16 protein-coding genes, 3 tRNA genes, 1 rRNA gene and 1 pseudogene are annotated in these 22,517 nt (G+C 45.8%); 4 read left to right on the plus strand and 17 right to left on the minus strand.

Annotated elements, in window-relative coordinates:
• A partial coding sequence (locus tag NFR99_RS12105; protein WP_251353738.1) for a hypothetical protein occupies positions 1–299 on the plus strand: 299 nt, incomplete at its 5' end.
• Positions 300–957: 658 nt separating this feature from the next.
• A pseudogene (locus tag NFR99_RS12110) lies at positions 958–1,470 on the plus strand (ATP-binding cassette domain-containing protein); the annotation flags it as partial.
• Positions 1,471–1,575: 105 nt separating this feature from the next.
• On the opposite strand, the gene carB reads toward NFR99_RS12110, so the two are convergent.
• The 6 genes from carB to NFR99_RS12140 form a co-directional block, all read right to left on the minus strand.
• Positions 1,576–4,791 (minus strand): carbamoyl-phosphate synthase large subunit, encoded by a 3,216-nt coding sequence (gene carB, locus NFR99_RS12115; protein WP_251353739.1) that lies wholly within the window; start codon positions 4,789–4,791, stop codon positions 1,576–1,578.
• 135 nt (positions 4,792–4,926) lie between these two features.
• Positions 4,927–6,816, minus strand: a complete 1,890-nt coding sequence (locus NFR99_RS12120; RefSeq protein WP_120486248.1) for an alpha-amylase family protein — start codon at positions 6,814–6,816, stop codon at positions 4,927–4,929.
• Between the two features lie 99 nt (positions 6,817–6,915).
• Positions 6,916–7,884 (minus strand): carbohydrate kinase family protein, encoded by a 969-nt coding sequence (locus NFR99_RS12125; RefSeq protein WP_135976706.1) that lies wholly within the window; start codon positions 7,882–7,884, stop codon positions 6,916–6,918.
• Positions 7,885–8,082: 198 nt separating this feature from the next.
• Positions 8,083–8,796, minus strand: a complete 714-nt coding sequence (locus NFR99_RS12130) for an acyl-[acyl-carrier-protein] thioesterase (protein ID WP_251353740.1) — start codon at positions 8,794–8,796, stop codon at positions 8,083–8,085.
• 69 nt (positions 8,797–8,865) lie between these two features.
• Positions 8,866–8,937 (minus strand) — tRNA-Gln (locus NFR99_RS12135).
• A 137-nt stretch (positions 8,938–9,074) separates the two neighbouring features.
• Positions 9,075–9,145: transfer RNA gene (locus NFR99_RS12140), tRNA-Gly, on the minus strand.
• A gap of 130 nt (positions 9,146–9,275) precedes the next feature.
• On the opposite strand from NFR99_RS12140, the gene NFR99_RS12145 reads away from it, so the two are divergent.
• Positions 9,276–9,614 (plus strand): fibronectin type III domain-containing protein, encoded by a 339-nt coding sequence (locus NFR99_RS12145; protein ID WP_120486251.1) that lies wholly within the window; start codon positions 9,276–9,278, stop codon positions 9,612–9,614.
• 79 nt (positions 9,615–9,693) lie between these two features.
• Here NFR99_RS12145 and NFR99_RS12150 read toward each other — a convergent pair whose 3' ends face one another.
• The 5 genes from NFR99_RS12150 to NFR99_RS12170 all read right to left on the minus strand — a co-directional run bounded on the left by NFR99_RS12150 (position 9,694) and on the right by NFR99_RS12170 (position 14,893).
• The gene (locus tag NFR99_RS12150; protein WP_251353741.1) at positions 9,694–10,692 is read right to left on the minus strand and encodes a sensor histidine kinase; all 999 of its coding nucleotides are present in this window, start codon (positions 10,690–10,692) and stop codon (positions 9,694–9,696) included.
• Between the two features lie 4 nt (positions 10,693–10,696).
• A complete protein-coding gene (locus NFR99_RS12155; protein ID WP_120486253.1) occupies positions 10,697–11,368 on the minus strand; it encodes a response regulator transcription factor in 672 nt (223 codons plus the stop codon).
• A gap of 9 nt (positions 11,369–11,377) precedes the next feature.
• Positions 11,378–12,322 (minus strand): DNA/RNA non-specific endonuclease, encoded by a 945-nt coding sequence (locus NFR99_RS12160; protein ID WP_120486254.1) that lies wholly within the window; start codon positions 12,320–12,322, stop codon positions 11,378–11,380.
• Complete coding sequence (locus NFR99_RS12165) at positions 12,319–12,726, minus strand: ribonuclease Z (protein WP_251353742.1); 408 nt, start codon at positions 12,724–12,726, stop codon at positions 12,319–12,321. The genes NFR99_RS12160 and NFR99_RS12165 overlap by 4 nt, the downstream gene beginning before the upstream one ends.
• Positions 12,727–12,829: 103 nt before the next feature.
• Entirely contained in the window at positions 12,830–14,893 is a 2,064-nt protein-coding gene (locus NFR99_RS12170) for a DUF6273 domain-containing protein (RefSeq protein WP_251353743.1), read from the minus strand.
• 189 nt (positions 14,894–15,082) lie between these two features.
• Here NFR99_RS12170 and NFR99_RS12175 point away from each other — a divergent pair, with 189 nt between their 5' ends.
• Positions 15,083–15,604 (plus strand): peptidylprolyl isomerase, encoded by a 522-nt coding sequence (locus NFR99_RS12175; protein WP_120486257.1) that lies wholly within the window; start codon positions 15,083–15,085, stop codon positions 15,602–15,604.
• 66 nt (positions 15,605–15,670) lie between these two features.
• Here NFR99_RS12175 and NFR99_RS12180 read toward each other — a convergent pair whose 3' ends face one another.
• The 6 genes from NFR99_RS12180 to NFR99_RS12205 all read right to left on the minus strand — a co-directional run.
• Positions 15,671–20,365 carry a glycoside hydrolase family 2 TIM barrel-domain containing protein gene (locus tag NFR99_RS12180; RefSeq protein WP_251353744.1) on the minus strand — a complete coding sequence of 1,565 codons (4,695 nt, stop codon included), beginning with the start codon at positions 20,363–20,365 and terminating at the stop codon, positions 15,671–15,673.
• A gap of 233 nt (positions 20,366–20,598) precedes the next feature.
• A complete protein-coding gene (locus NFR99_RS12185; protein ID WP_251353745.1) occupies positions 20,599–21,051 on the minus strand; it encodes a hypothetical protein in 453 nt (150 codons plus the stop codon).
• Positions 21,017–21,163, minus strand: a complete 147-nt coding sequence (locus tag NFR99_RS12190; RefSeq protein WP_251353746.1) for a hypothetical protein — start codon at positions 21,161–21,163, stop codon at positions 21,017–21,019. The genes NFR99_RS12185 and NFR99_RS12190 overlap by 35 nt, the downstream gene beginning before the upstream one ends.
• A 49-nt stretch (positions 21,164–21,212) precedes the next feature.
• The gene (locus NFR99_RS12195) at positions 21,213–21,983 is read right to left on the minus strand and encodes an AIPR family protein (protein ID WP_277613461.1); all 771 of its coding nucleotides are present in this window, start codon (positions 21,981–21,983) and stop codon (positions 21,213–21,215) included.
• A 193-nt stretch (positions 21,984–22,176) separates the two neighbouring features.
• Positions 22,177–22,248: transfer RNA gene (locus NFR99_RS12200), tRNA-Asn, on the minus strand.
• A 191-nt stretch (positions 22,249–22,439) separates the two neighbouring features.
• Positions 22,440–22,517 (minus strand): 23S ribosomal RNA (locus NFR99_RS12205); the annotation flags it as partial.

The raw sequence follows: 22,517 nt of genomic DNA on the forward strand, positions 1-22,517 counted from the left end.
TTGTAACGAAAACACTGGCGACTTTCGGTGCACGGAACACCCTTGTGTACAGTAAAGTGCTGCAAAGCATGGTTACACTGTTTGACTGTACGTATAGGAAAAGTGGCTTGCGGAAACCGTCCGGTGCGGCGGCATCTGCATATAATGGCGTTTATGATATGCAGAGCCGCCAGTTCATGAACCCATTCGTGCAAAGCCGTGTCTCGTCGTATATCCGGCGGATTATCATAATTAAGCACATGGGCGATTCCATCCACGGCATGTATCAGGAAAGTCCACGCAGTCACACACGCACGTAACGCCGACCACCATACAGCCGGGGCGCCTGTCATATATCCCTAAGCGGACACTCAGGGGACGCCCTTAGCAGAGGTGAGATCCACGATTTACGGAAACTTATGCGCGAAGGCTCTCCTGAGCGCATTAGTTGTAGTTAATCGTTAGCTCGCCGGCGCGTTGTCCCCGTCCGTGTGGGATATATGACAGGCGTCCCGGCGTTCGGTGTAAGCATGGATACTATCGGTTCCGTGACTATCTGGGGTAAGAGACAAACTCCCCGATAAACCGCAATTTGGAAAGCTGCGGAATCACAGACCACCTTTCCTAAAAATATTTATCTTGATTTTTTTCTGGTTCTGTAGTATTCTAATGCATATTTTCAGAACAGAAAGGGGTGGAAGGATGTTTAACTTTTCTTGCAGATAAAACCGGAATATGCAGTAATACTATACGTGCAAAGTATTATTGCAGGCATTGCAAGAAAGTTATCCGTCTGTTCACTCTTATATAATTCTATTGCCCGCACCTTTGCGGAGCGATATTGTTATGCTATGTTGAGCTGCAAGAATTAGCTTTCTTGCGGCTCTTATTTTATTTCAAATTATGGAAAGGAGATATTTTATTATGTCGATGATTAAAGTAGAAAATCTTACATTTTCCTATCCGTCAAGCTGTGATAATATTTTTGAGGATGTGAGCTTTCAGATAGATACCAATTGGAAACTTGGCTTTGTAGGCAGGAACGGAAGCGGAAAGAGCAGCCTTCTGAAATTATTGGTTGGCGAAGAACTTGAATATACCGGCACCGTTACGATAGGCTCTGGTCTTATCATTTCCTATGTGCCGCAGAATACCTCCCATTTGCAAGGAAGATTACACAGCTTTGCGGCAGAACATCATATAGACGAAAGCTTATTTAAAGCAGTTCTGCGGAAAATGGACTTTGAACGGATACAATTTGAGAAAGATATCTCAAACTTTTCAGAAGGACAGAAAAAGAAAGTGTTGATAGCTAAAAGTCTTTGCGAACAGGCTCACCTATATGTATGGGATGAACCGCTTAACTTTATTGATATTTATTCCCGCATCCAGATTGAACAGCTCATCAAAGAATTCTCCCCTGCCATGATTTTTGTGGAACACGATAAGGCTTTCAGAGACGGCATTTCTACAAAAATAATATCGTTATAGCAAAAGCTTGATACCAGTAACAGAAAGCCGAAGGCTGAACTGTTACAAAAATACAGCTTGTGCTAGGAAGGGAACTCCCGGCACAAGCTATTCTTTTCCTGATATTTATTTGATGCTTCCGTGATATTCCTGTAAAGACTTCACCGGCGCGCCCTCTCCTTTTTTCATGGAGTGGATTCCCGCAGCAGTTGCTTTCGCCGCCGCCATCGTGGTCATATACGGAATCTTATTCTTAATGGCCGCCTTGCGGATATAGCTGTCATCCACCGCGCCTTTTTTATCATTCGGCGTATTGATAATCAAATCTATCTGTTTATTTGTAATGGCATCCAGGATATTTGGACGTCCCTCATTAAGTTTAGAGATTTTCTGAGCTTCCATACCTGCCTCACGGATCATATCACACGTTCTGCCTGTCGCCATAATCTTAAAGCCGTTGTCATAAATTGCCCGTGCTACCTCTACCAGCTCCTGCTTATCCCTGTCATTAACGCTAAACAGTACGGTTCCCTCCATCGGCAATCTCGTCTGCGTTGCCTCCTGTGCTTTATAAAATGCTTTTCCGTAGCTGCTGGAAAGACCGAGCACCTCTCCTGTGGAGCGCATTTCCGGTCCCAGCAGAGGGTCTACCTCCTGGAACATATTGAACGGGAATACAGCTTCTTTTACGCCATAATAAGGAATCTCTTTATCATGGAGCCCCGGTACCGGAGACGCCTTGCCTGTAAGCGGCGCCGTCATGATTTCCGTTGCCAGCTTCACCATATTGATACTGCACACTTTGGATACCAAAGGCACAGTACGGGATGCACGCGGGTTCGCCTCCAGCACATAAACAACACCGTCCTCAATCGCGTACTGCATGTTCATCAAGCCTACTACGTTCATCTCTTTCGCGATTCTTCTGGTGTAATCTTTAATCGTCTCTACCTGCTCCTCTGTCAAGTGCTTCGACGGCAAGATGCACGCCGAGTCGCCGGAATGGACGCCTGCCAGCTCAATATGCTCCATGACTGCCGGAACAAATACATGCTCGCCGTCACTAATCGCATCCGCCTCACATTCTGTCGCATGATGCAGGAACCTGTCAATCAGAATCGGACGGTCAGGCGTCACACCTACCGCTGCCCGCATATAGAATGTCAGGGCTTCGTCATCATGCACCACTTCCATCCCGCGGCCGCCCAGCACGTACGATGGGCGAACCATCACCGGATAGCCTATCTTACCTGCGATTTCCAGGGCTTCTTCCACGTTTACCGCCATCCCCGCCTCAGGCATCGGTATGCCAAGCTTATCCATCATGGCGCGGAACAAATCACGATCCTCGGCCATATCTATCGTTTCCGGCGTCGTTCCTAAGATGTTCACGCCGTTTTTCTTTAACTCTGCCGCCAGATTCAAAGGCGTCTGCCCGCCAAACTGGGCAATCACGCCTACCGGCTTCTCTTTCTCGTGGATGCTGAGCACATCTTCCAGCGTCAGCGGTTCAAAATACAGTTTATCCGAAGTATCATAATCCGTAGAAACCGTTTCCGGATTACAGTTTACGATAATCGTCTCAAAGCCCAGCTTTTTCAGCGCCAGAGATGCATGGACACAGCAGTAGTCAAACTCAATTCCCTGTCCAATACGGTTCGGCCCGCCGCCCAGAATCATAATCTTCGGCTTATCTGTATTGACTGTGCTCTCATCCTTCATATGATAACTGGAGTAATAGTACGCAGAATCCTGTGTGGCGCTTACATGCACGCCCTCCCATGCCTCTGTGATTCCCGCCGCAAGCCTCGCCTCACGGATTTCATTCTCCGGCACCTCCAGAATCTGGCTCAGATATTTATCGGAAAATCCATCCAGCTTCGCCTGTTTCAGCATATCTGCCGCCGGAACGTTCCCTTTCTCTTTCAGCAGGGCTTCCTCTTCTTCCACCAGCTCTTTCATCTGCTCAATAAAATAATGTTTAATTTTTGTCAGCGCGTACAATTCCTCTACCGTCGCGCCCTTGCGCAGAGCTTCGTACATAACAAACTGTCTCTCGCTTGTAGGCACGGCAAGCATTTTTAAAAGCTGCTGCTTTGTCTTCGATGCAAAATCCTTTGCCCATCCCAGTCCGTACCTTCCATTTTCCAGGCTTCGGATGGCTTTCTGGAAAGCTTCTTTATAAGTTTTGCCGATGCTCATGACTTCGCCGACTGCGCGCATCTGCGTCCCCAGCTTGTCCTCTGCGCCTTTAAATTTCTCAAATGCCCAGCGCGCAAATTTGATAACAATATAATCGCCGTCCGGCACGTATTTATCCAGCGTACCGTATTTTCCGCATGGAATCTCATCCAGCGTCAGGCCGCACGCCAGCATCGCGGACACCAGGGCAATCGGGAAGCCTGTCGCTTTTGAAGCCAGGGCGGAAGAACGGGAAGTACGGGGATTAATCTCAATAACAATAATCCTGTCACTCACCGGGTCATGCGCAAACTGCACATTCGTTCCTCCGATTACTTCAATCGCCTCTACAATCTTATACGCCTGCTCCTGCAGCCTGTCCTGAACTTCCTGGGAAATTGTCAGCATAGGCGCGGAACAGAAAGAATCTCCGGTATGTACGCCCAGCGGGTCGATATTTTCAATGAAGCAGACAGTAATCATATTATTCTTCGCATCACGTACCACCTCAAGCTCCAGCTCTTCCCAGCCAAGCACAGACTCTTCTACCAGCACCTGTCCCACCAGGCTCGCCTGAAGCCCCCTGGCACATACAGTCTTTAATTCCTCTACATTGTAAACAAGGCCGCCGCCTGCGCCGCCCATCGTATACGCCGGACGGAGCACCACCGGATATCCCAGCTTGTCGGCAATCGCCAGCGCTTCTTCCACCGAATACGCCACTTCACTCCTCGCCATCTCAATGCCAAGGCTGTTCATGGTCTTTTTAAATTCAATGCGGTCCTCGCCCCGCTCAATCGCATCCACCTGGACGCCGATCACTTTCACTCCGTATTGATCCAGAACGCCCGCCTTCGCCAGCTCAGAGCATAAATTAAGCCCCGACTGCCCGCCAAGATTAGGCAGAAGCGCGTCCGGGCGCTCCTTTTCAATAATTTGAGACAGACGCTCCACGTTCAGCGGCTCGATATAAGTCACGTCCGCCGTCTCCGGGTCTGTCATAATCGTCGCCGGATTCGAATTCACCAGCACAATCTCATATCCCAGGCTCCTGAGAGCCTTACACGCCTGGGTTCCCGAATAGTCAAACTCACACGCCTGTCCGATAATAATCGGGCCGGAACCAATAATCAGTATCTTATGAATGTCGTTTCTCTTCATGGATTTTTCCTCACATTCTTTACATTAGATGTCCTTATACAGCGCTCCGGGCAAACCTGGCTGCTGCATAATTTTTGATAAACTATCCATATTATAATCAAATCCATGCCTTCTGTAAAGATAGACTTCCCAAAATCATTTCTTTTTCAAGTAAAAGAACCCATACCCGGGAATATTTATCCCTGACGCCCTCATCTCCTGACCGGAAAGCAGCTCTACATATTCCCCATCTGTTTCATTGATCCACGCAGTCTTATCGGCCTCGCTGAAATTAAACAGCCCCAGTATCTTTTCGCCCTCGAAATATCTTCCGATACACAGCACCGACGCATCCCAGGTATCAATCGTCCAAGTGTCAGCGTTAGATACAAAGGCTTTTTCTGTTTTCCGAATCTGCTCCAGCTGCCCCAGTCCCTGGAAGATTTTACCTTCTACCGTTCCGTCATCTTTCCTGTTTTTAGCCAGCTCCCAGTTCATTGCCCCGCGGTGAAGATAACGTGAGTCTGCCGCCTTATCCGGATTTTCTTTGTAACTGTAGTCATTCACCTGCCCAACCTCATCGCCCCCATACAGCACCGGAATACCTGACTGCATGAACATATAGGCGTGAAGCATCAAGTCCAGCCGGACGGCCTTTTCCATCGCCGCGTCATCCTGCTCAAATCCCGCCTTTTCCACACCGCACATAGAAGCCGTAGTCCCGCAGAACCTGGCGTCCCCGCTGACAGGGTCGGCATTGTAAAGCTCACCGCGGCTATTACTTTCCCCTGCATACCCCTGAAAATAGTCATTCAGATATTTCTTATGGGAGCGTTCTCCGATTCCTTCTCCCATCAAAGTCCCATAATCAAGCCCCCAGCCAATATCGTCATGACATCGGAGATAATTTAAAAACACGTATTCTTTGGGCAGCGCATTCACAATATCAAGCTGCCTTCTCAGCAGCTTCACATCCCTTGCCGCTACGGTGTGCCAGGTTGTCGCCATCGTTGTGACATTGTAGAGCATATGGCATTCCGGCTTTTCCACACTTCCAAAATAGGGAACCACCTTCTCCGGTTCCATCACGACTTCGCCCAGAAGCAGCACGCTCGGACATACAATCTCACTAATCATACGCATCATGCGGACAATCGTGTGAACCTGCGGCAGATTCCTGCACTGCGTCCCCAGCTCCTTCCAGATATAAGGGACTGCATCAATGCGGATAATATCAATTCCCCTGTTCGCCAAATAAAGGAAATTGTACATCATTTCATTGAATACTCTGGGGTTTCTATAATTCAAATCCCACTGATAAGGATAAAACGTAGTCATCACAAAATGCCCGGCGTCGGGAAGCCATGTGAAATTACCCGGAGCAGTCGTCGGAAATACCTGCGGCACCGTTTGCTCATATTTATTCGGTTCCTCCCAATTATCAAAGAAGAAATAACGGCTCATATACTCCCCGTCTCCCTGGCGTGCCTTCTTTGCCCATTCATGCTCCTCCGACGTATGGTTCATCACAAAGTCCATACAGACATGGATACCCCTTTTATGGCAGGCAGAAGCCAGGCTTCCCAAATCCTCCATGGAGCCAAGCTCTTTCTGCACCTTCCGAAAATCCGCCACGGCATATCCTCCGTCCGATCGCCCTTTCGGCGTTTCGAGAAACGGCATCAGATGAATATAATTCACATTGCACTCCTCAATATAATCCAGCCGCGACTCCACGCCTTTCATATTTCCCGCAAAGTTGTCAATATAGAACATCATGCCCAGCATGTCATTTTGCTTATACCAGTCCGCATCTGCCGCCCGTGCCAAATCCAATGCTTTGAGTTCCTCATCCCTCTCCATATAGAAACGTCTCAGATTATCGCACAGCTCTGCAAACATTGATGAATTTCCGTATAATTCCATATATAACCAGCGGAGTTCGTCATGATGCCTCTCCATCCGCTTCCAAAAAATCTTATCCGGTTTCCGAGGCGCCGCCGCACCTGCTCCACTCTTGCCTTTTTTTTCACCAGCTGCCTGCATCTTTCTCATCCTTTCCCTTGTTCTAAAGCGCCTGTTACGCTCCAATCCTCCACAATTATTTGTAAACTTCCATAAAAACTGCCTTTGGCAATGAGATTTTTACACTCCCCGCTGTCCCGCCAGCATCTCAACTTCCTCTTTCGCGGGCATCACCCGCAGCGCTCCCTTTCTGGTGGTGATGAGGGACGCGGCCGCATTTGCGAAACGAAGCATTTCTTTCAGCTCCGCTTCCTTAAATTCTTTCCATCCGTGCTCCAGCACATAATTCAGAATGCACGCATGGAACGTATCTCCCGCCCCGGTCGTTTCTATGGTATTTTCCTGTACATATGCCGGTTCTTCCACGCAAATACCCTTTTGGTACGCTCTGCTGCCTGCCCTTCCCATAGACAGTAAAATCAATGGCGTATGAAACTTCTCTTGTATAACGTGGATTCCTTCATCAAAATCCTCTTTTCCCGTTAGCCACTGGATCTCATTATCTGATATCTTTAGTATCTGACAGTGCTGTAGTCCATAAAAAATCTGCTCCCTCGCATCTTCCAGACTCTCCCACAGCGGCTCCCGCAGATTTGGGTCAAAGGACAGAATCGCGCCGCTCTCCTTTGCAGCTGAAATCGCTTTCCGCGTCGCTTCCCTGCATCCTTCATGGGTCATAGAAAGGGTACCAAAGTGGAAAATCCTGCAATTCCCCAGCATTTCCGCATCCAAATCCGATTCCGCCAGCATCATATCCGCACCCGGATTCCGATAAAACGAAAATTCTCTGTCGCCGTCCTCCCTAGTGTGTACAAACGCCAGCGTAGTGTGTACTTCCTCATCCCGTTTCAGTCCCCGTGTGTCAATCCCCGCTTCCTGCAAGGCATTCTCCAACTGGCTGCCAAATATGTCATTTCCCACTTTTCCGATAAATCCCGTCCTTTTTCCCAGCCGGTTGAGCATTGCCAGCACATTGCAGGGCGCTCCGCCGGGATTCGCTTCCAGCACCGGGTTTCCCTGTCCGCTCACGCCATGTTCCGTAAAATCAATCAACAGCTCCCCCAGTGCAAGCACATCATATTTCTCCATATCACACCCATCCTTTCCCAATAGAACTCTGTTTCCTTCTATATGTTATCGATTTCATTTATCACTATTATATTTCCTGCCTTTTATTTTGTAAATTGACACTTTATCCAATTCTATCCCTTTTCTTTTGTGCAGAATACTGAAATCGATTTTATATCAGGTATTAAGTAAAGCGTGTTTCAAACACGCCTTAAATACCTAAACAAACGATGTAAACTCCACCGACGCATAGGGCCGCTTTTCCTCATCGCACAACGCCACTGTACATACACCATCCTGGTGACACGCCATTGGGACAATCACATCATGGAGCATTGCCGCCTTTTTATATTCCGCACGCATCTGGCGGATCTGAAACCCTTCCGGCAGGAATTCCTCTGCCATCTGCACATACTGGCCATTGTTTACATGATGATTCGTATCAATCTGATGGCGCAGCACTGAAAATTTCCCCTGCTCCTCCATCCCCTCCGGCAATATAATCTTTCGGGACGCCCGGCATAATTCCAGCTTTTCTTCCGTCCCATATTTCTGCAGCTGTTCCTCGTCTGGCTTTACCGGACGGCCTGTTTCTGTATCTATGAAAATCCACAAAGAATTAGCGCTGACAATTCTATTTCCCTTTTCATCCAGAAGCGTAAAATTCCTGTCCCCATAAAACGCCTTAAACCCACATGCCCAAGTCTGTACAGTAATCCTCTCGCCAAATTTCGGAAAACGTTCAATCATAATCTGCCACGCCGAAAGCATCCACGCTCTATGACTCTCTCTTAAATACTCTATCCCAAGTCCCAGCTCTTCCGACTGAAACGTACTGCAATCCTGAAAATAATTAATCACTCCATTTAAAGTCAAATTCTGCTTCACATCCGCCTCACTGTACCTCACCCTGCTGTCAAATTGGTAAACCATGCGCTCCTCCTTGTCAATATACAATTTTATGATAACAAAAAAGCTGCTTTTCTCAAAGCAGCTGATAAGCTGGGCTACAAGGATTCGAACCTTGAAATGACGGAGTCAGAGTCCGTTGCCTTACCATTTGGCGATAGCCCATTATTTACTTTTCGCTCACAACATGATAGATTATACAACATCTTTTTCAAAAAAGCAAGTACTTTTTTAACTTTTTATGAGCTTAGCAGTGTTCCGCTTCTCGCCTCGCAACTGCCTCATTTTCTCTTTTCAGAGAAAGCGGGTGATGGGAATCGAACCCACATATCCAGCTTGGAAGGCTGGTGTTCTACCACTGAACTACACCCGCATCTGTCTTGCGAACTTCTTTACTATATCACTTTTTCCAACAAAATGCAAGCACTTTTTTCAAAAACTTTTGAACTGAAAAATCTTTTAATAAAATCCTTATCGTTTTCTGTTGTGCATATATTTCCCATATGCTATTATTTGAAAACATTGACGCCGGAGGAAGTATCACTCCCCCCGCAGGCTCTGATACTGGTATTGAAAATTTTGCATATGGCTTAAAGAGCATCGATAATACTATTGTTTCCACTAAATGGAGTAAAGTCAAAGGTGCGACGGGTTACACCGTTTACTACAAAACCAAAGCAAAAGGCTCCTGGAAAAAACTGAAAAATGTAAAAGGCACCAGCTATACAAAAACCAAATTAAAGTCCAGAGCAACATACTTTTTTACCGTAAAAGCATATAAGAAATATAAAGGTGTGACTTACACCGGCAGCTTCAGTTCCAAAAAAGTTAAAATTAAATAGAAATCATCCATAAAGATACCGCTCCAAAAGTCTGGGGCGGTATCTTGTTCCTTTTCTTATTCTGTTGTCCAGGCATATCTTAATCCACTTCCAGTTTTGCTGTCTCCAAGCCCAGGGCCACCCGCGTCCCCTCTCCTTCCACAGATGTAATCGTAATCTTATGGTTCAGCTTATCCGTGATTGTCTTGCACAGGTACAGGCCAAGCCCTGTGGATTTCTTATCTCTGCGTCCATTGTATCCGGTAAATCCCTTTTCAAAGATACGCGGCAAATCCTCCTGCGAAATTCCAATTCCGGTATCCTCGATGACCAGGGTTTTGGGACGGCTTCTGTCCATATAAACAGAAACTCTTCCCCTTGACGCAGTATATTTAACCGCGTTTGATAAAAGCTGCTCTATGACGAAAAGCAGCCACTTTTCGTCTGTGACCACTATACAGTCCAGCTCTTGATAATTCATCCAGAGATGTTTTCGGATAAAACTTTTTGAATATTTGCGCACTGCCTGCCTAACAATCCCATCCAGTGAATACTGCCGGAATTTTAAATCTGCGGCCATACCGCCCACCCGCAGATACTGCAGCACCATCCCCACATACTCCTCGGTCTTGAAAAGCTGTTCCTCCAGTTCTCCTTTATCAGGTATTTCTTCTGACTGCAGAAGCAGGTGCATCGCGGCAATGGGTGTTTTTATTTGATGTACCCACATCGTATAGTAGTCCATCATCTCGCTGTAACGGTTATCATATTCCGATTCCAGGCGGCATTTATAGCGGAATACTTCTTCCAAAAGCGCCTGATACTGCTCTTCCAGCGGATTCTCTGCTGTTGGAATCCTCTCTCTCGAAACCGCAATATGTTTCTTTGCCTGTTCCAGCTCTTTTAAGCGCCGTACAAATTCCCTGAAATCTATTGCTATATAGATACCGCCAAGTACGGCAAATAGCAGCATTCCATAACCCACTGTCTCCAAAGGCAATCTGGAGAAAAAAAATATCGCCAGAAAAATTCCTATCCACAATGCCATCAGCACAATCACTTTTCTATTTGTTTTTAAATAAGCCGCCGCGTTTTTCATATATTTATTCTATAATATAGCCTATCCCTTTCTTCGTAGTGATAAAGTCTGCAATTCCTGTTTCTTCCAGTTTTTTTCTTAGTCTGGCTACATTTACAGTCAGCGTATTGTCATCCACATAGCTGTCTGACTCCCATAGCTTAATCATGAGCTTATCCCGGCTCACCACATGCCCTTTCTGTTCCATCAAAACCTGCAGGATTTTGAATTCATTTTTCGTAAGCTCTACTTTCATTCCTTCATAAACCACTGTCACATCAGAAGCATTTAGAATCACGCCCCGATGCTCGCAGAGATTTGTCTGTCCCGCAAAATCATAAGAACGACGGAGCATCGCCTGTACCTTCGCCATCAGTACATTTAAGTCAAAAGGCTTCGCCACAAAATCATCTCCGCCCATGTTGACTGCCATCACAATATTCATATTGTCTGCCGCCGATGAAATAAAGATAATCGGCACCTGAGAAATCTGCCGTATCTGGCTGCACCAATGATAGCCATTAAAAAACGGCAGAGAAATATCCATCAATACCAGTTGTGGAGAAAATGCTGCAAAATCCGCCAGTACATTCTTAAAATTCTCCGCGCATATTACCTCATACCCCCACCCCTCCATATGCTTTTTAACTGCATATGCAATCGTCATATCATCTTCTACGATTAAGATTCGATACATTCCTGCCTCCTATGGGTTACAGCTCCCGCATGGCTCATACCCATCTGAAATCAATGTTTCCCTATCCCCCATGTAATCCTGTCTATTATTTTCTTTCATCCTCTTCGCACCGGAACAGGATGGACGATGGAATTTATGGCTTTTCACATTCAGCACATATTCCCCATCTTCATTAGAAGAGAGACGCCCTGCGTCCTGCTCCCTCTTGCCATGATCTGCCTGCACTGCCATACCTGCTTCGTCTCCATAGCTGTCCCCTGTAGCATAATCAATTACCACTCCGGGCTGGACATTGTACGCAAAGATATGAAAGCAAATTCCTTCTCCCTCATCCTCCACTGATTTCGCTTCCATCTGTACTCCGTCCGCTACCAGGTTATCTCCGCTGAATATCGGGGTCACGCGGTAAAGTACATGGTTTCCTGTCTCTTTAATATAATCCGCCACCATATTTTCAAAAGGAAGCATCCCTTCTACATTCATATACCTGGTTCCTGTGATGAGATTCCTATCATTTGCATTCTCAGCCGTTAGCTGGAACCCTATCAAATGACAGCGGTTATACAGGGATTTCCCATCCACCCAGTCATATTTGATTGAATGCCAGCCTGTAGGTTTTACCTGGCTAATGTCCCCCCGTTTCTCTGTGGGCATCAAATCCTGTCCAATATTTGCCTCTGCAGCGCCGCATCTCCCTAAAGAATCCAATACGCTGTACTTTTCATAAGATTCTGTAGTAAAATCCCCATCTGAAAATTCCGGCTCATTGTCATTCAGCACCACATACGGATCCCCTGAAAATTCCGGTATATCTGAGAGAGACACACATTCTGCCGCACTTCCGCCTCCTATCCCCGAGAATTCCGCCAGCCCTTTCTCTTTAAATCCGCAGCCCTGCAGCAAAAGTGCCGCAAGGAATACTATACCTATCTTTTTGATGTTTCGTGTCTTCATCTTACATACACCTCTCTCGTAATTTTTTCATGGGAATTTCCCACAAACTCTTCCTCCTCTGTTTTTTTCCAATCCTCTAGTGCAATATCCAGCCGTAAGTCCGCCGGATACACACGGTTCCAGCGGAACACAATGAGTTTTTCTATTTTCTCTTCCACGGTACGCAGCCCGTGATTTTCCACAAAACAGTATTCCCCGTCTCCTGCACACTTCAAAAATTCTTGCCGAACATGAATCTGTTCCGCCTCCCTTTCCACAAAAAGCGGCTCAGAAAAAGGATGTATCCACAGACATCCTCCTTCTGTCATATCCAGTATCCTCTCCACCACACAGCAATCTCGGGATTGCCTTCTCTTATTAAACACCATTCCATTTTTATCATCCAGGCAGACAATTGCAATCATCCCCTTTTCTCCCTTCTAAAAAGACGGCCATTCGAAGCCGGGTTCACCATTCTACCCATGTCAATCGAATATGCCGTCTTTTCTCTATTCTTTAGCTATTCAGCTATTTCTTTACCTTTATGTTCTTTCCTGCGCCCCTGGCTGTCAAAAGTTTTTTATAGGCTTTCAGTTTCCCTTTCGGAACTTTCACCACTGCTTTTCCATGAACGCCTTTGAACGCCTTTTTCCCCACGCTTTTCTTTGTCAGCTTCCGGGACTTTATCGTAATGTTTTTAAGTCTCCGGCATCCGGTAAATGCCTGGCTCCCGATTTTACTGACCCCCGAAGGAATCGTCACCTTTTTTAGCTCTGTACATTTATAAAATGCCCGTGCTGCCACAGAAGTTACCTGATAAGATTTTCCCTCTATTTTTACTGTAGCCGGAATCGCTGCAGCCGATACATCTGTATTCAAAGGCTTCACATATTCAACACTGCTTGCCGTCAGAACTTTATATTTCCCGTCTGAAGCGCTGTCTGTTATAATCTGCCCCGCAGAAGGCGCTGCTTTCGTTGTAGCAGGAGTTTTTACCTGCTGTGCCTTTGTAGTTGTTCCTGTTATCGCTGCCTCACAGCTTAACGACATATTATTTGAAGTGGTTCCGGTAACTGTTATCGTCCCGGCTTTATGACAAATCACATTTACATACAAGCTCGCCGTTATGTTGTCCCTTGTCCGAATTGAACATCCCGACACTTCTCCTACGGACTCGTCACTGCTCTCCCACGTAATACGTCCAACCACTTCTTCCAAAATTTGCTTAGATGTCGGCCCTTGCGGATCTAACCCCAGGCTGCATATAAATGTTATTGTCTGCCCTTCCATTCCTTTAATCGGCGGCTTGGACAACAATGTAAACTTGATAGGCTCTATCTGGCTGGGCTTCTGCGTCTCGCTCTCCGTTTCACTTTCTGTCTCTGTTTCTGTTTCCGTCTCTGTCTCACTTTCTGTTTCTGTTCCCGTTGTGTCAGTAGCAGGCGGTTTATTCGTGCCGCCCTGCCCTGCCAGCTTTTCGGAAACTACCGTGCCTGCCATAGAATAAGCGCCTGAAGCTCCGGTATTCAGATAGAGCGCCGCGCGTACCCCCACATTATTAGAAGCCACATGATCTCCATATCTGCCGCCATAACTGCCATCATATTTTACTTCCAGGACTTTTGCTCCTATATCTCCCGGAGTACGGAGCCACCACCAGCAGTTCCCCGCCTGGCTTCTCACATACACGCCCATAGCTTTCGCATAAGTGCTGGCTTTTGCAATTCTCGCCTCATCTGCAACCGTCCTGTCCTTTACAAACCCATAGGACGCTGCCCATGCTGTGCTCCACATTTCCTGTTCCGAAAGCAGGAATACATAATCCTCTGTATCATTCCCACCGCTTATCTCGGTTTTGTCATTACCCGGATTTTTTAGTTTAGACTTTACAATCGCCCCTTTTTCTGAAGCGCTGAACGCCCTGTCTATAAAACCTTTTCCCGCATAGTCTGCACCCTGCAGGTTCTCCTTAGCGCTGTACCCATTCAGCCAGCTCCTCATAGTGCTCCGCTCCCAGGTAATAGGAACCGGATTCTCATGATATCTCCTGTCGTCTAAAACTTTATCCGAGAGGAGCAGCGCCTTGTTTCCTGATACCTCAAGGATACGCCACTTAATCGACTCATACTTAAAATAGTGCCAGACTTTATCTCCATCCCAGTCAAACTGATATCTGTCAGTGCTGGATACATACGTGGCATCTTCTTTTCTCACCCTTCGGTATTTCGCGCCGCCTACTGTCGCTTCATTATCTGCATTCCAGGAAGCCCCTTCCAGCGCACTGTAATCGCCGTCTGAAATGATATAATCATCTTCGTTCAATATGCTTTCCGGATACTTTTCACTCATTTCCTGAGTAATTACTTCTGCCTGGGGATAACTCCCAAACTCCACACAGTTCCAAGTCACTTTCTGCCCGGCTGCCATACTTGAATCTTTCTGTATCTGCGGATTCGCCAGGGTTGCACTTCCATCAGCCCCTGATACACCAAAAGCTTCTGTAGGAAGCAGCAGCGCCATCATTCCCACTGCCAAAACCACTGACAACAGGCGTTTCCGCATATTTGATACTTTTTTTTGCTTCTTTCCCATGCTCATCCCTCGCTTTCTTTTCTGATTTTCATAGCTATTATACCTCGTAACCTCTGATTTGTACACCCATTTCCTACAAAAAATCCAGGAACACTTGCCACAATCTTCAACTCATATTATACTTTAAATGAGAGAAAAGGCAGCCGCCTTTTTTCCAATCTGTTAAACAAAGAAGAGAGGAAAATTAAAATGGCACAGAACCCAATTGTAACAATTACCCTGGAGAACGGCGATGTCATGAAGGCAGAACTGTATCCTGAACTTGCACCAAACACTGTAAACAACTTTATCAGCCTGATAAAATCCGGCTTCTACAACGGCCTGATTTTTCACAGAGTCATCAACGGTTTTATGATTCAGGGCGGCTGTCCTGACGGAACGGGCACAGGCGGTCCCGGTTATACTATCAAAGGCGAATTCTCCCAGAATGGCTTTGAAAACCCTCTCCGCCACACGCCGGGCGTACTCTCTATGGCGCGGGCTATGATGCCTGATTCCGCCGGCTCCCAGTTCTTTATCATGCATAAGAACTCGCCGCACCTAAACGGCGCATATGCCGCTTTTGGCAAAATCACGGAAGGTATCGATGTTGTAAACAAAATTGCCGAAGTTGATACCGACTTTGGCGACCGCCCTCTGGAACCGCAGGCAATCAAGTCTATGTCCGTAGAAACCTTTGGCGTGGAATACCCTGAACCGGAAAAGTGTTGATTCTACATTGTGTATTAGAAAGCAGAGGCTGTTCCAGTGTGGAGCAGCCTCTGCTTTTTATTGCTCTTATTTTACTTTTCCTTTTTTACTCATGCCTGCTTTTTTCAGCTTTTTAAACAATGCTGCTTTCTGCTTTTTATTCAGTTTTTTCACGCTTACCACCATCTTGGCAGATGTTTTCTTAAACGCGCCGGACTTGATGTTCTTCAAAGCGTTTCCTTTTAACTGAACCGATTTCAGATTTTTACATCCCATGAACGCTTGTTTCCCAATCGTTGTAACATATTTGCCCAGAACCACTTTTTTCAGTTTTGTGTTGCCTTTCATCACATTCGGGCCAATCTCTGTTACTTTATAGGTTACGCCTTTTAGCTTAACCGTTGCCGGAACATTCATGCTCTTTGCTTTCTTACTCTTTACTTCTATCAGCTTAGCTGTCTTGCTCTTCGCATTGACTACCTGATAACGGCCGGAAGATATAAGGATTTTATCACCGTTCTTTGGCGGCGTATTATTGCCGGGATCCGGTGTTGGCGGCTTTGGCGCCGGCGGATTATTATCCACTGGCGGTTTTGGCTTATTATCACTAGGACCCGGTGCCGGCTTTTCCGGTTCTTTCTTGACCAAAGCCTCTGCCGCCGCTTTCAAAGCTTTCAAAGCTTTCTCTACCTGCCTCTTTGACGCATTTGGATTCTTAGAAACTGCCTGTGCTGCTTTTAGTGCTTTCTCAAATACCGCATAAGACCCCGGCGTATAATCAGACTCCTTCTTTGCCTCTCCATTTGCAATTTCCGTATTCAGCTCCTGCTTCTGCTCCTCTGTAGGAGGGATATAGAGCAGCTTAACTTTATAAACGTTTGTCGCTTTCTGATCCTCAGATGTGACGACCACCCTTACGATATCTTCTTCATCGATTGGAAGGATATTCACGGATGCATTATCCCTTGCCGTTGCTGCAATCTCAGAAGCATCCTCACCCAAATCGTAAATGCCGTCCTTTACTTCTCCAGAAACAAAGCCATCCACATTCTTTCCATCTGCCGTCAATGTATCAAGAACTGCCGTTCCATTTGTTGTATAACCGGAATCCGTCGTCCAGATTTCCAATTCTGTCAGGCCTACATACCCCGTTCCAACCTGCTTCATCGTAAATTTCAATGCTTTGACTTTCTGCGCTTCTTTCAGCACTAAACTATTTTCCTGATTTGCCACATAATCCGCATGAGTGAATTCAACCTCCTCAAAGTTCTCGCCATCTGCAGAAACCGCGATCGTTACCTGCTCTGGCGCAGTAACATTCGAATCTCCAAAGAACCACGCTTTCAGTTCTGAAATCTCATGCACGTCATTCCAGGTAAATGTAATAGTCGGTGAAGAATTCTTCAAATGATCCTCCCAATTTGTCCAACGCTCATCCCCACTGTTCAGTACATCTTTTACTCCATTAACAATAGACAAAAGGTTATCTGCCGGTTCACCGCAGCTCTCTTTCAAAGTCGCATACTCTGGCGCCACATTTCTCGGTTCCACCGTAATAGTCTCTGCCACACGTACAGTAGCCTTCACAGGCATTGTCTCTCCGTCTTCCACGGCAGCCGTGCCATTTACTGTAGCGATATCCCCAACCTTCTGTAATTGTTCCGCCGTAAGCGCTTCCCAGGTAACGGGATATGCGCCATACGTTCTTCCGTCCGGCAGAAAACCTGTCGTCGTTTCTGGAAGCATCGGAACCATCCCCGCCATCGTTGCGCGTGAATAATTCTTCACGGCTACAATAATCGGTTTCACCTGCACATATGCTGTAACCGGAATTTCTTCTGTGCTGATTTTAAGTATCCCCTCTATCGCATGGCTTCCCGGTGTATTGTACACTTCTTCTGTGATCTCTTCCCATGTAACGGTGCCCTGAATTGCACTGCCGTCGCTCATTTTTCCATTAACTGCTGTCTGCAGCTGCGGTATTTCACCCATAACAACCGTGTATTCTGTTGTTAGGTCATAGTCTTTCAGGAACACTTCTCCCTGATTGCTGCCAACCGTATCTACAAAGACGCTGGCGCTGTTCAGCCCTGAAGACACTGCTCCTACTTTGAATCCGCCCGACTCTTCTGTACTGCGGACGATAACCAGAGCTTTCCCGCTAAACGCGTCAATATTCGCAGTTTTCTCACTGGTAAGCACAGATTCCTGCTGGAACTTGTCAATTGTAGACGGATTTCCATTATCCACGCCTACAATTGTTCCATTTCCTGTCAGCGTAAAACGGATATTATTTCTTGCTGCGCTCACAAAACGACCATCTGCATCCACAATATCTACAGAAATATAGCTGAGACTGCTTCCGTCCGCCTGAATTTCTTCCTTTTCTGTCTCAATTTTCAGTGCTGTTCCCTGATCGCTATTGCTTGTTACGCTGTCCAGACCGATTGTATCTTCAATCACCTTACCAGCTACATCATAAGCAACTGCGCGCAAAGTTCCCTTTTCATACTGTACCTTGAACTGCGCCGCCATCGCTTTCCACTGTTGATTCTCATTGACTGCCGCACACAGTCTGTCGTTATTAGACTCGCTGGTGTAAGTTGCCCACTCATATCCAGCGCTTGTTGTTATCGGATTTCTGGTTGATGTGCCAATCAACACATCATTTAAATACAGTTCAACTTTTGCCGCATTTGAGTAAATGTATACCGGAACTCTGTCATTGCTGATTACCAAATCCTCTGCATTCCAGCTCTGAGGAACTACATGAAGCGTAGTCGCATCCTCCCGCCACTGGCTGGTGTAATAGTAGAAAGAATCTTTCGGGAATCCTGCCGTATCTATTACGCCAAAATAAGAAGAGTTCGGCACTGCTTTCTTGTCGCCGCTGCTGCTTCCTGCACCCGTTCCATTCCACGGTGTCGGCTCGCCGATATAGTCAAACCCGGTCCAAATAAATTCACCGGATACAAAATCATCCTTAATCGTATACCACCAGGACTCGCGCGCGGAATTTCCCCAGCTTACCCAGTCTGTATCATATGCCGTACACTGATAATCCCCGTTTCTTCCATAGTGGCTGGTTGTATCATAAATACCGCGGCTGTTGCTTGGAGACGCTGTCTCAGTCGCAACGATTTTCCAGTCCGGATGAGTATTGTGTACATTCGCGATTGCCCCCATAGAATAATTCATACCTGCCAGACCGCCTGAATTAGCAAGTTCCGCTGTAATATGGTTACGGAAATCTCCTGTATTCACATTCGCGTTTCCGCCCGGGTTGTTATCCCCTGAGGTAATCGGTCTCGTAGAATCAATCGCCTTGATATAGCTAATCATGTTTCTCGCATATTCCACATACCTGCTGGAATCTGTAACACCAAAGTTCAGCTCATTACCGATATCCCACATCACAACAGACGGGTCGTTCTTATCACGCTGAACATTGGACTCCAATACAAATTTATACCAGGTATCGTCTGCCGCCGCGCCTAAAATCTTATTATCGCTGCCAATCGTCCTGTTAAAATGGGTGCTAAAATCCTGGTTGTTCCCATTTTTCCCATATGCCCAGCCGTCAAATGTTTCATCCATAACCAGTATTCCCAGTTCATTACAAGCGTCCAGCAGCGCGTCAGCCGGTGTGTTATGTGCAGTCCGGATGGCATTACATCCCATTTCTTTCAGCTTTTCCACTTGCCTGTAGATAGCGTCACGGTATGCCGCTGCGCCGAGCGCCCCCTGGTCATGGTGCATACACACGCCTTTGAACTTTACATTCTCACCGTTCAGGCTAAAACCTGTATTTGCGTCAAAATCAAAATAGCGGAAGCCAAATGTCGTCATATAAGTATCTTTCACCTGGCTATTTACCAAAACCTCTGTCTTTACATAATACAGGTTCGGAGTTTCACAGCTCCAGAGCGCCGGTTTATTTACAGAAGCCTGCTGTTCCACAGAAGCTTCCGCGCCTGCCGCCACCGTTACATCTTTGCTGACCGGAGCGGACACTTCTTTACTCTCCGCATCCAGAACAGTTGTACGTACTGCTGCATTTACAGAAGCGTTTCCATCGTTTTGCACCTTAGTTACCACGTTTACGGTAACATCGCCATTCTTCTGTGTCTCCAGGTCCGGAGTCGTTACATACGTTCCATTTTTCGCCACATGTACGTTATCCGTAACTACTAATTTTACGTCGCGGTAAATACCTGCGCCGGAATACCAGCGGCTGGACGGAAACGTACACTCTGCTTTTACTGCAATCACATTTTTTGTACTGCCGTCACAGGTTACATAGTCAGAAATGTCAAATGAAAAATCATTGTAACCATAATGATTCTCCCCAAGCTTCTGCCCGTTTACATAGACATATGCATGATTGTAAACGCCGTCAAAATTTAAAACCAGTGTTTTTCCTGCATACTCAGCCGGAAACGTCACGCTCTTACGGTACCAGCCTGTGCCCCCCGGATAAAAAGCAGACTCTGCCTCATATGAATTCGACTGTTCCCGCGTAATGTTAAAATCATGCGGCAGCAGCGTCTCCTCCCACAAGGAATCATTAAAATTTGTCTGTTCCATTCCCTCTTCTGTCTCTTCTTCCAGAAAATGAAACTTCCATCCCCTGTTAAAGTTTTCCTCTCTTGCATCTGCCGAAACCTCAGCCGTTGCTGCCGTTCTATCCGGCGCTGCCGAAACCGGAACATTAAAACTGCCAAATACAACTGCAGATGCAAGCAGTATTGACAGCCACCGCCTTTTTTGTTTAGGTCTCATTCATTTTACCTCCCTTAATTTTGTATTTTCGGTATTTTGGTCAAAACAGCAGACTGGGCTTTATCCCATTCCGCTAACTCCCACAAAATCTGTCCCTGAAAAATAAATTTTTTCGTGGATTTTAACCAGTATATTTCTATTATAACTAAATATCCTGTTTTGTCAAACAAAATTTCTTTACTTATGGGGATATCTTAAAAAGCCCGGAACGCAATGTCCTGGACTTTTTATTCCTACCTTATTCTTTTCATCTTCTTCGCAGCGTAGGTGTAACGATATTGCACACCCGCTTGATAGACAATACAGCCTTTGTCTGTGATATCTCCGATCAATACCTCTCCAAATTCAGACGGATTGATGAATACTGCAATCTTCTTTCGACCCGTTCCATCTTTATTGCATCGATATAACACAGCCTTTTTCATACTTCCTTTATCATAAGCTGCATAGTACAGCTTTTTCCCTACAAACACTTCACTTCGTCCATAAGAAGTCAGTTTTCTTACTTTCGAAAGTCCTTGAGCCGTAATCTTATAAATGGTCACCGGATAAGGTCCCACATCTGTGCGATATGCATTCTGCGCCACCACAAATTTCCCCAGCCTGCCAGTTATACAACAATTTGACATTACTTTCTTTACCTTACCTGTCTTAATATTGTAACTGTATGTCCAATACTTCCTCATATCCCGAAGCCGTCTCTGCTTTTACCGACCATTCCCCGGCTAACAGCACTGCCCCTGGAGCCAGACATAATACCAGTACTATCAGACGCAATCCTTTCCTTAACCTTTCCATATCTCCCTTATCTCCCTTCTGTCAAATAACTATAAACAAAACCGAATTTTCATCCCATATTTTCTTCCCACCATGTTTCATTTTTTAAATAACGTTCCATAATATCAAATCGCCTAAATGCTGCCGACATCGTTCGCCCATCTATCTCCGACAGATTAGCATTGTTAAAGTAATCTTTTAGAATATCCGCCATTGTCTGTTCTGCCTTACTATACATCAGTTCCTTGTTTTGTTCAAAATAATTTTTTATTTCATAAAAATTAACATGGGTAATTTTTTCTAAAGTAATACCAAACCTTTTTAAAATCTGCTTACCTATCATATATGATATAAAATATTGACTATACAGTCGATGCTCCTTAATTCCATCCAGTTCACTCTCTTTCTTTCTATTATTATCACAGTAACGAAATATCAGTACCGCAACCACCATCTGAGCGGCATTCAAACCATCAAAAATTAATGAGTAGTATTTATCAAAAAATTCATTACGTCTATACTTTGCCAGATGCGGACTTTCCCGCCATACTGCGAAAACAGCCTCAGCCGCAACTGTCGACGGTATGACATTTATATTTAATGTATTATCCCTCTTTCGTTTATAGACATACCCCAAATCATGCGCGCCGATTTCTAAAATCCGTTGACATTCATCGTTTGATTTTAAATCTCTAAAGTCCACTGGATTTTGGCTATTCGTCGCATATATAATATCCTGGATGATACCCGGATTTTCGGTATCTTCAACTTCATAAAGACGTACTAGCAAATACGTCTGCGAAAAATCTAAATTTGGATTTTCTTTTACAATTTGATGTATCGTTTTACATGTTTATCCACCGTTTATAATTTGCAAGTCATCCATTTTAACCATCCAATTCTGTTCCTGCAATTCAATATCTAAATATGCTGCAGCTCCTAATAACAAAACTGCCAGATAGCTGCATACAGAATATGCGCAAAAAACTGTAAACGGTCACGTCTACAGGTTTTTCATTAAGCTATTTTCTCAACTCCCCGAGTAGGGCTCGAACCTACAACAACTCGGTTAACAGCCGAGTGCTCTACCATTGAGCTATCGAGGATTATTCTGTTTCCAAGGGTATGCACCCTCAAAACCACATACAGTATAACATATTCTTTAAGACATTTCAACCGGAAAACCATCTGCACTCACTAAGTGCCTGTTTATCGGAAGTCCGAACTCGCTCTGCTCCTTCGAACGACCAACGCACTAAGCTCTGTCTACGCTTCGCTTGCCAGTCACTAAGTGCTTATGGTCAAGCCTTCGACCTATTAGTAGCAGTCAGCTCCATGCATTGCTGCACTTCCACCCCTGCCCTATCAACCTCGT

It is taken from the genome of Hominisplanchenecus murintestinalis (genome assembly GCF_943193015.1).
Lineage (GTDB): Bacteria > Bacillota > Clostridia > Lachnospirales > Lachnospiraceae > Hominisplanchenecus_A > Hominisplanchenecus_A murintestinalis.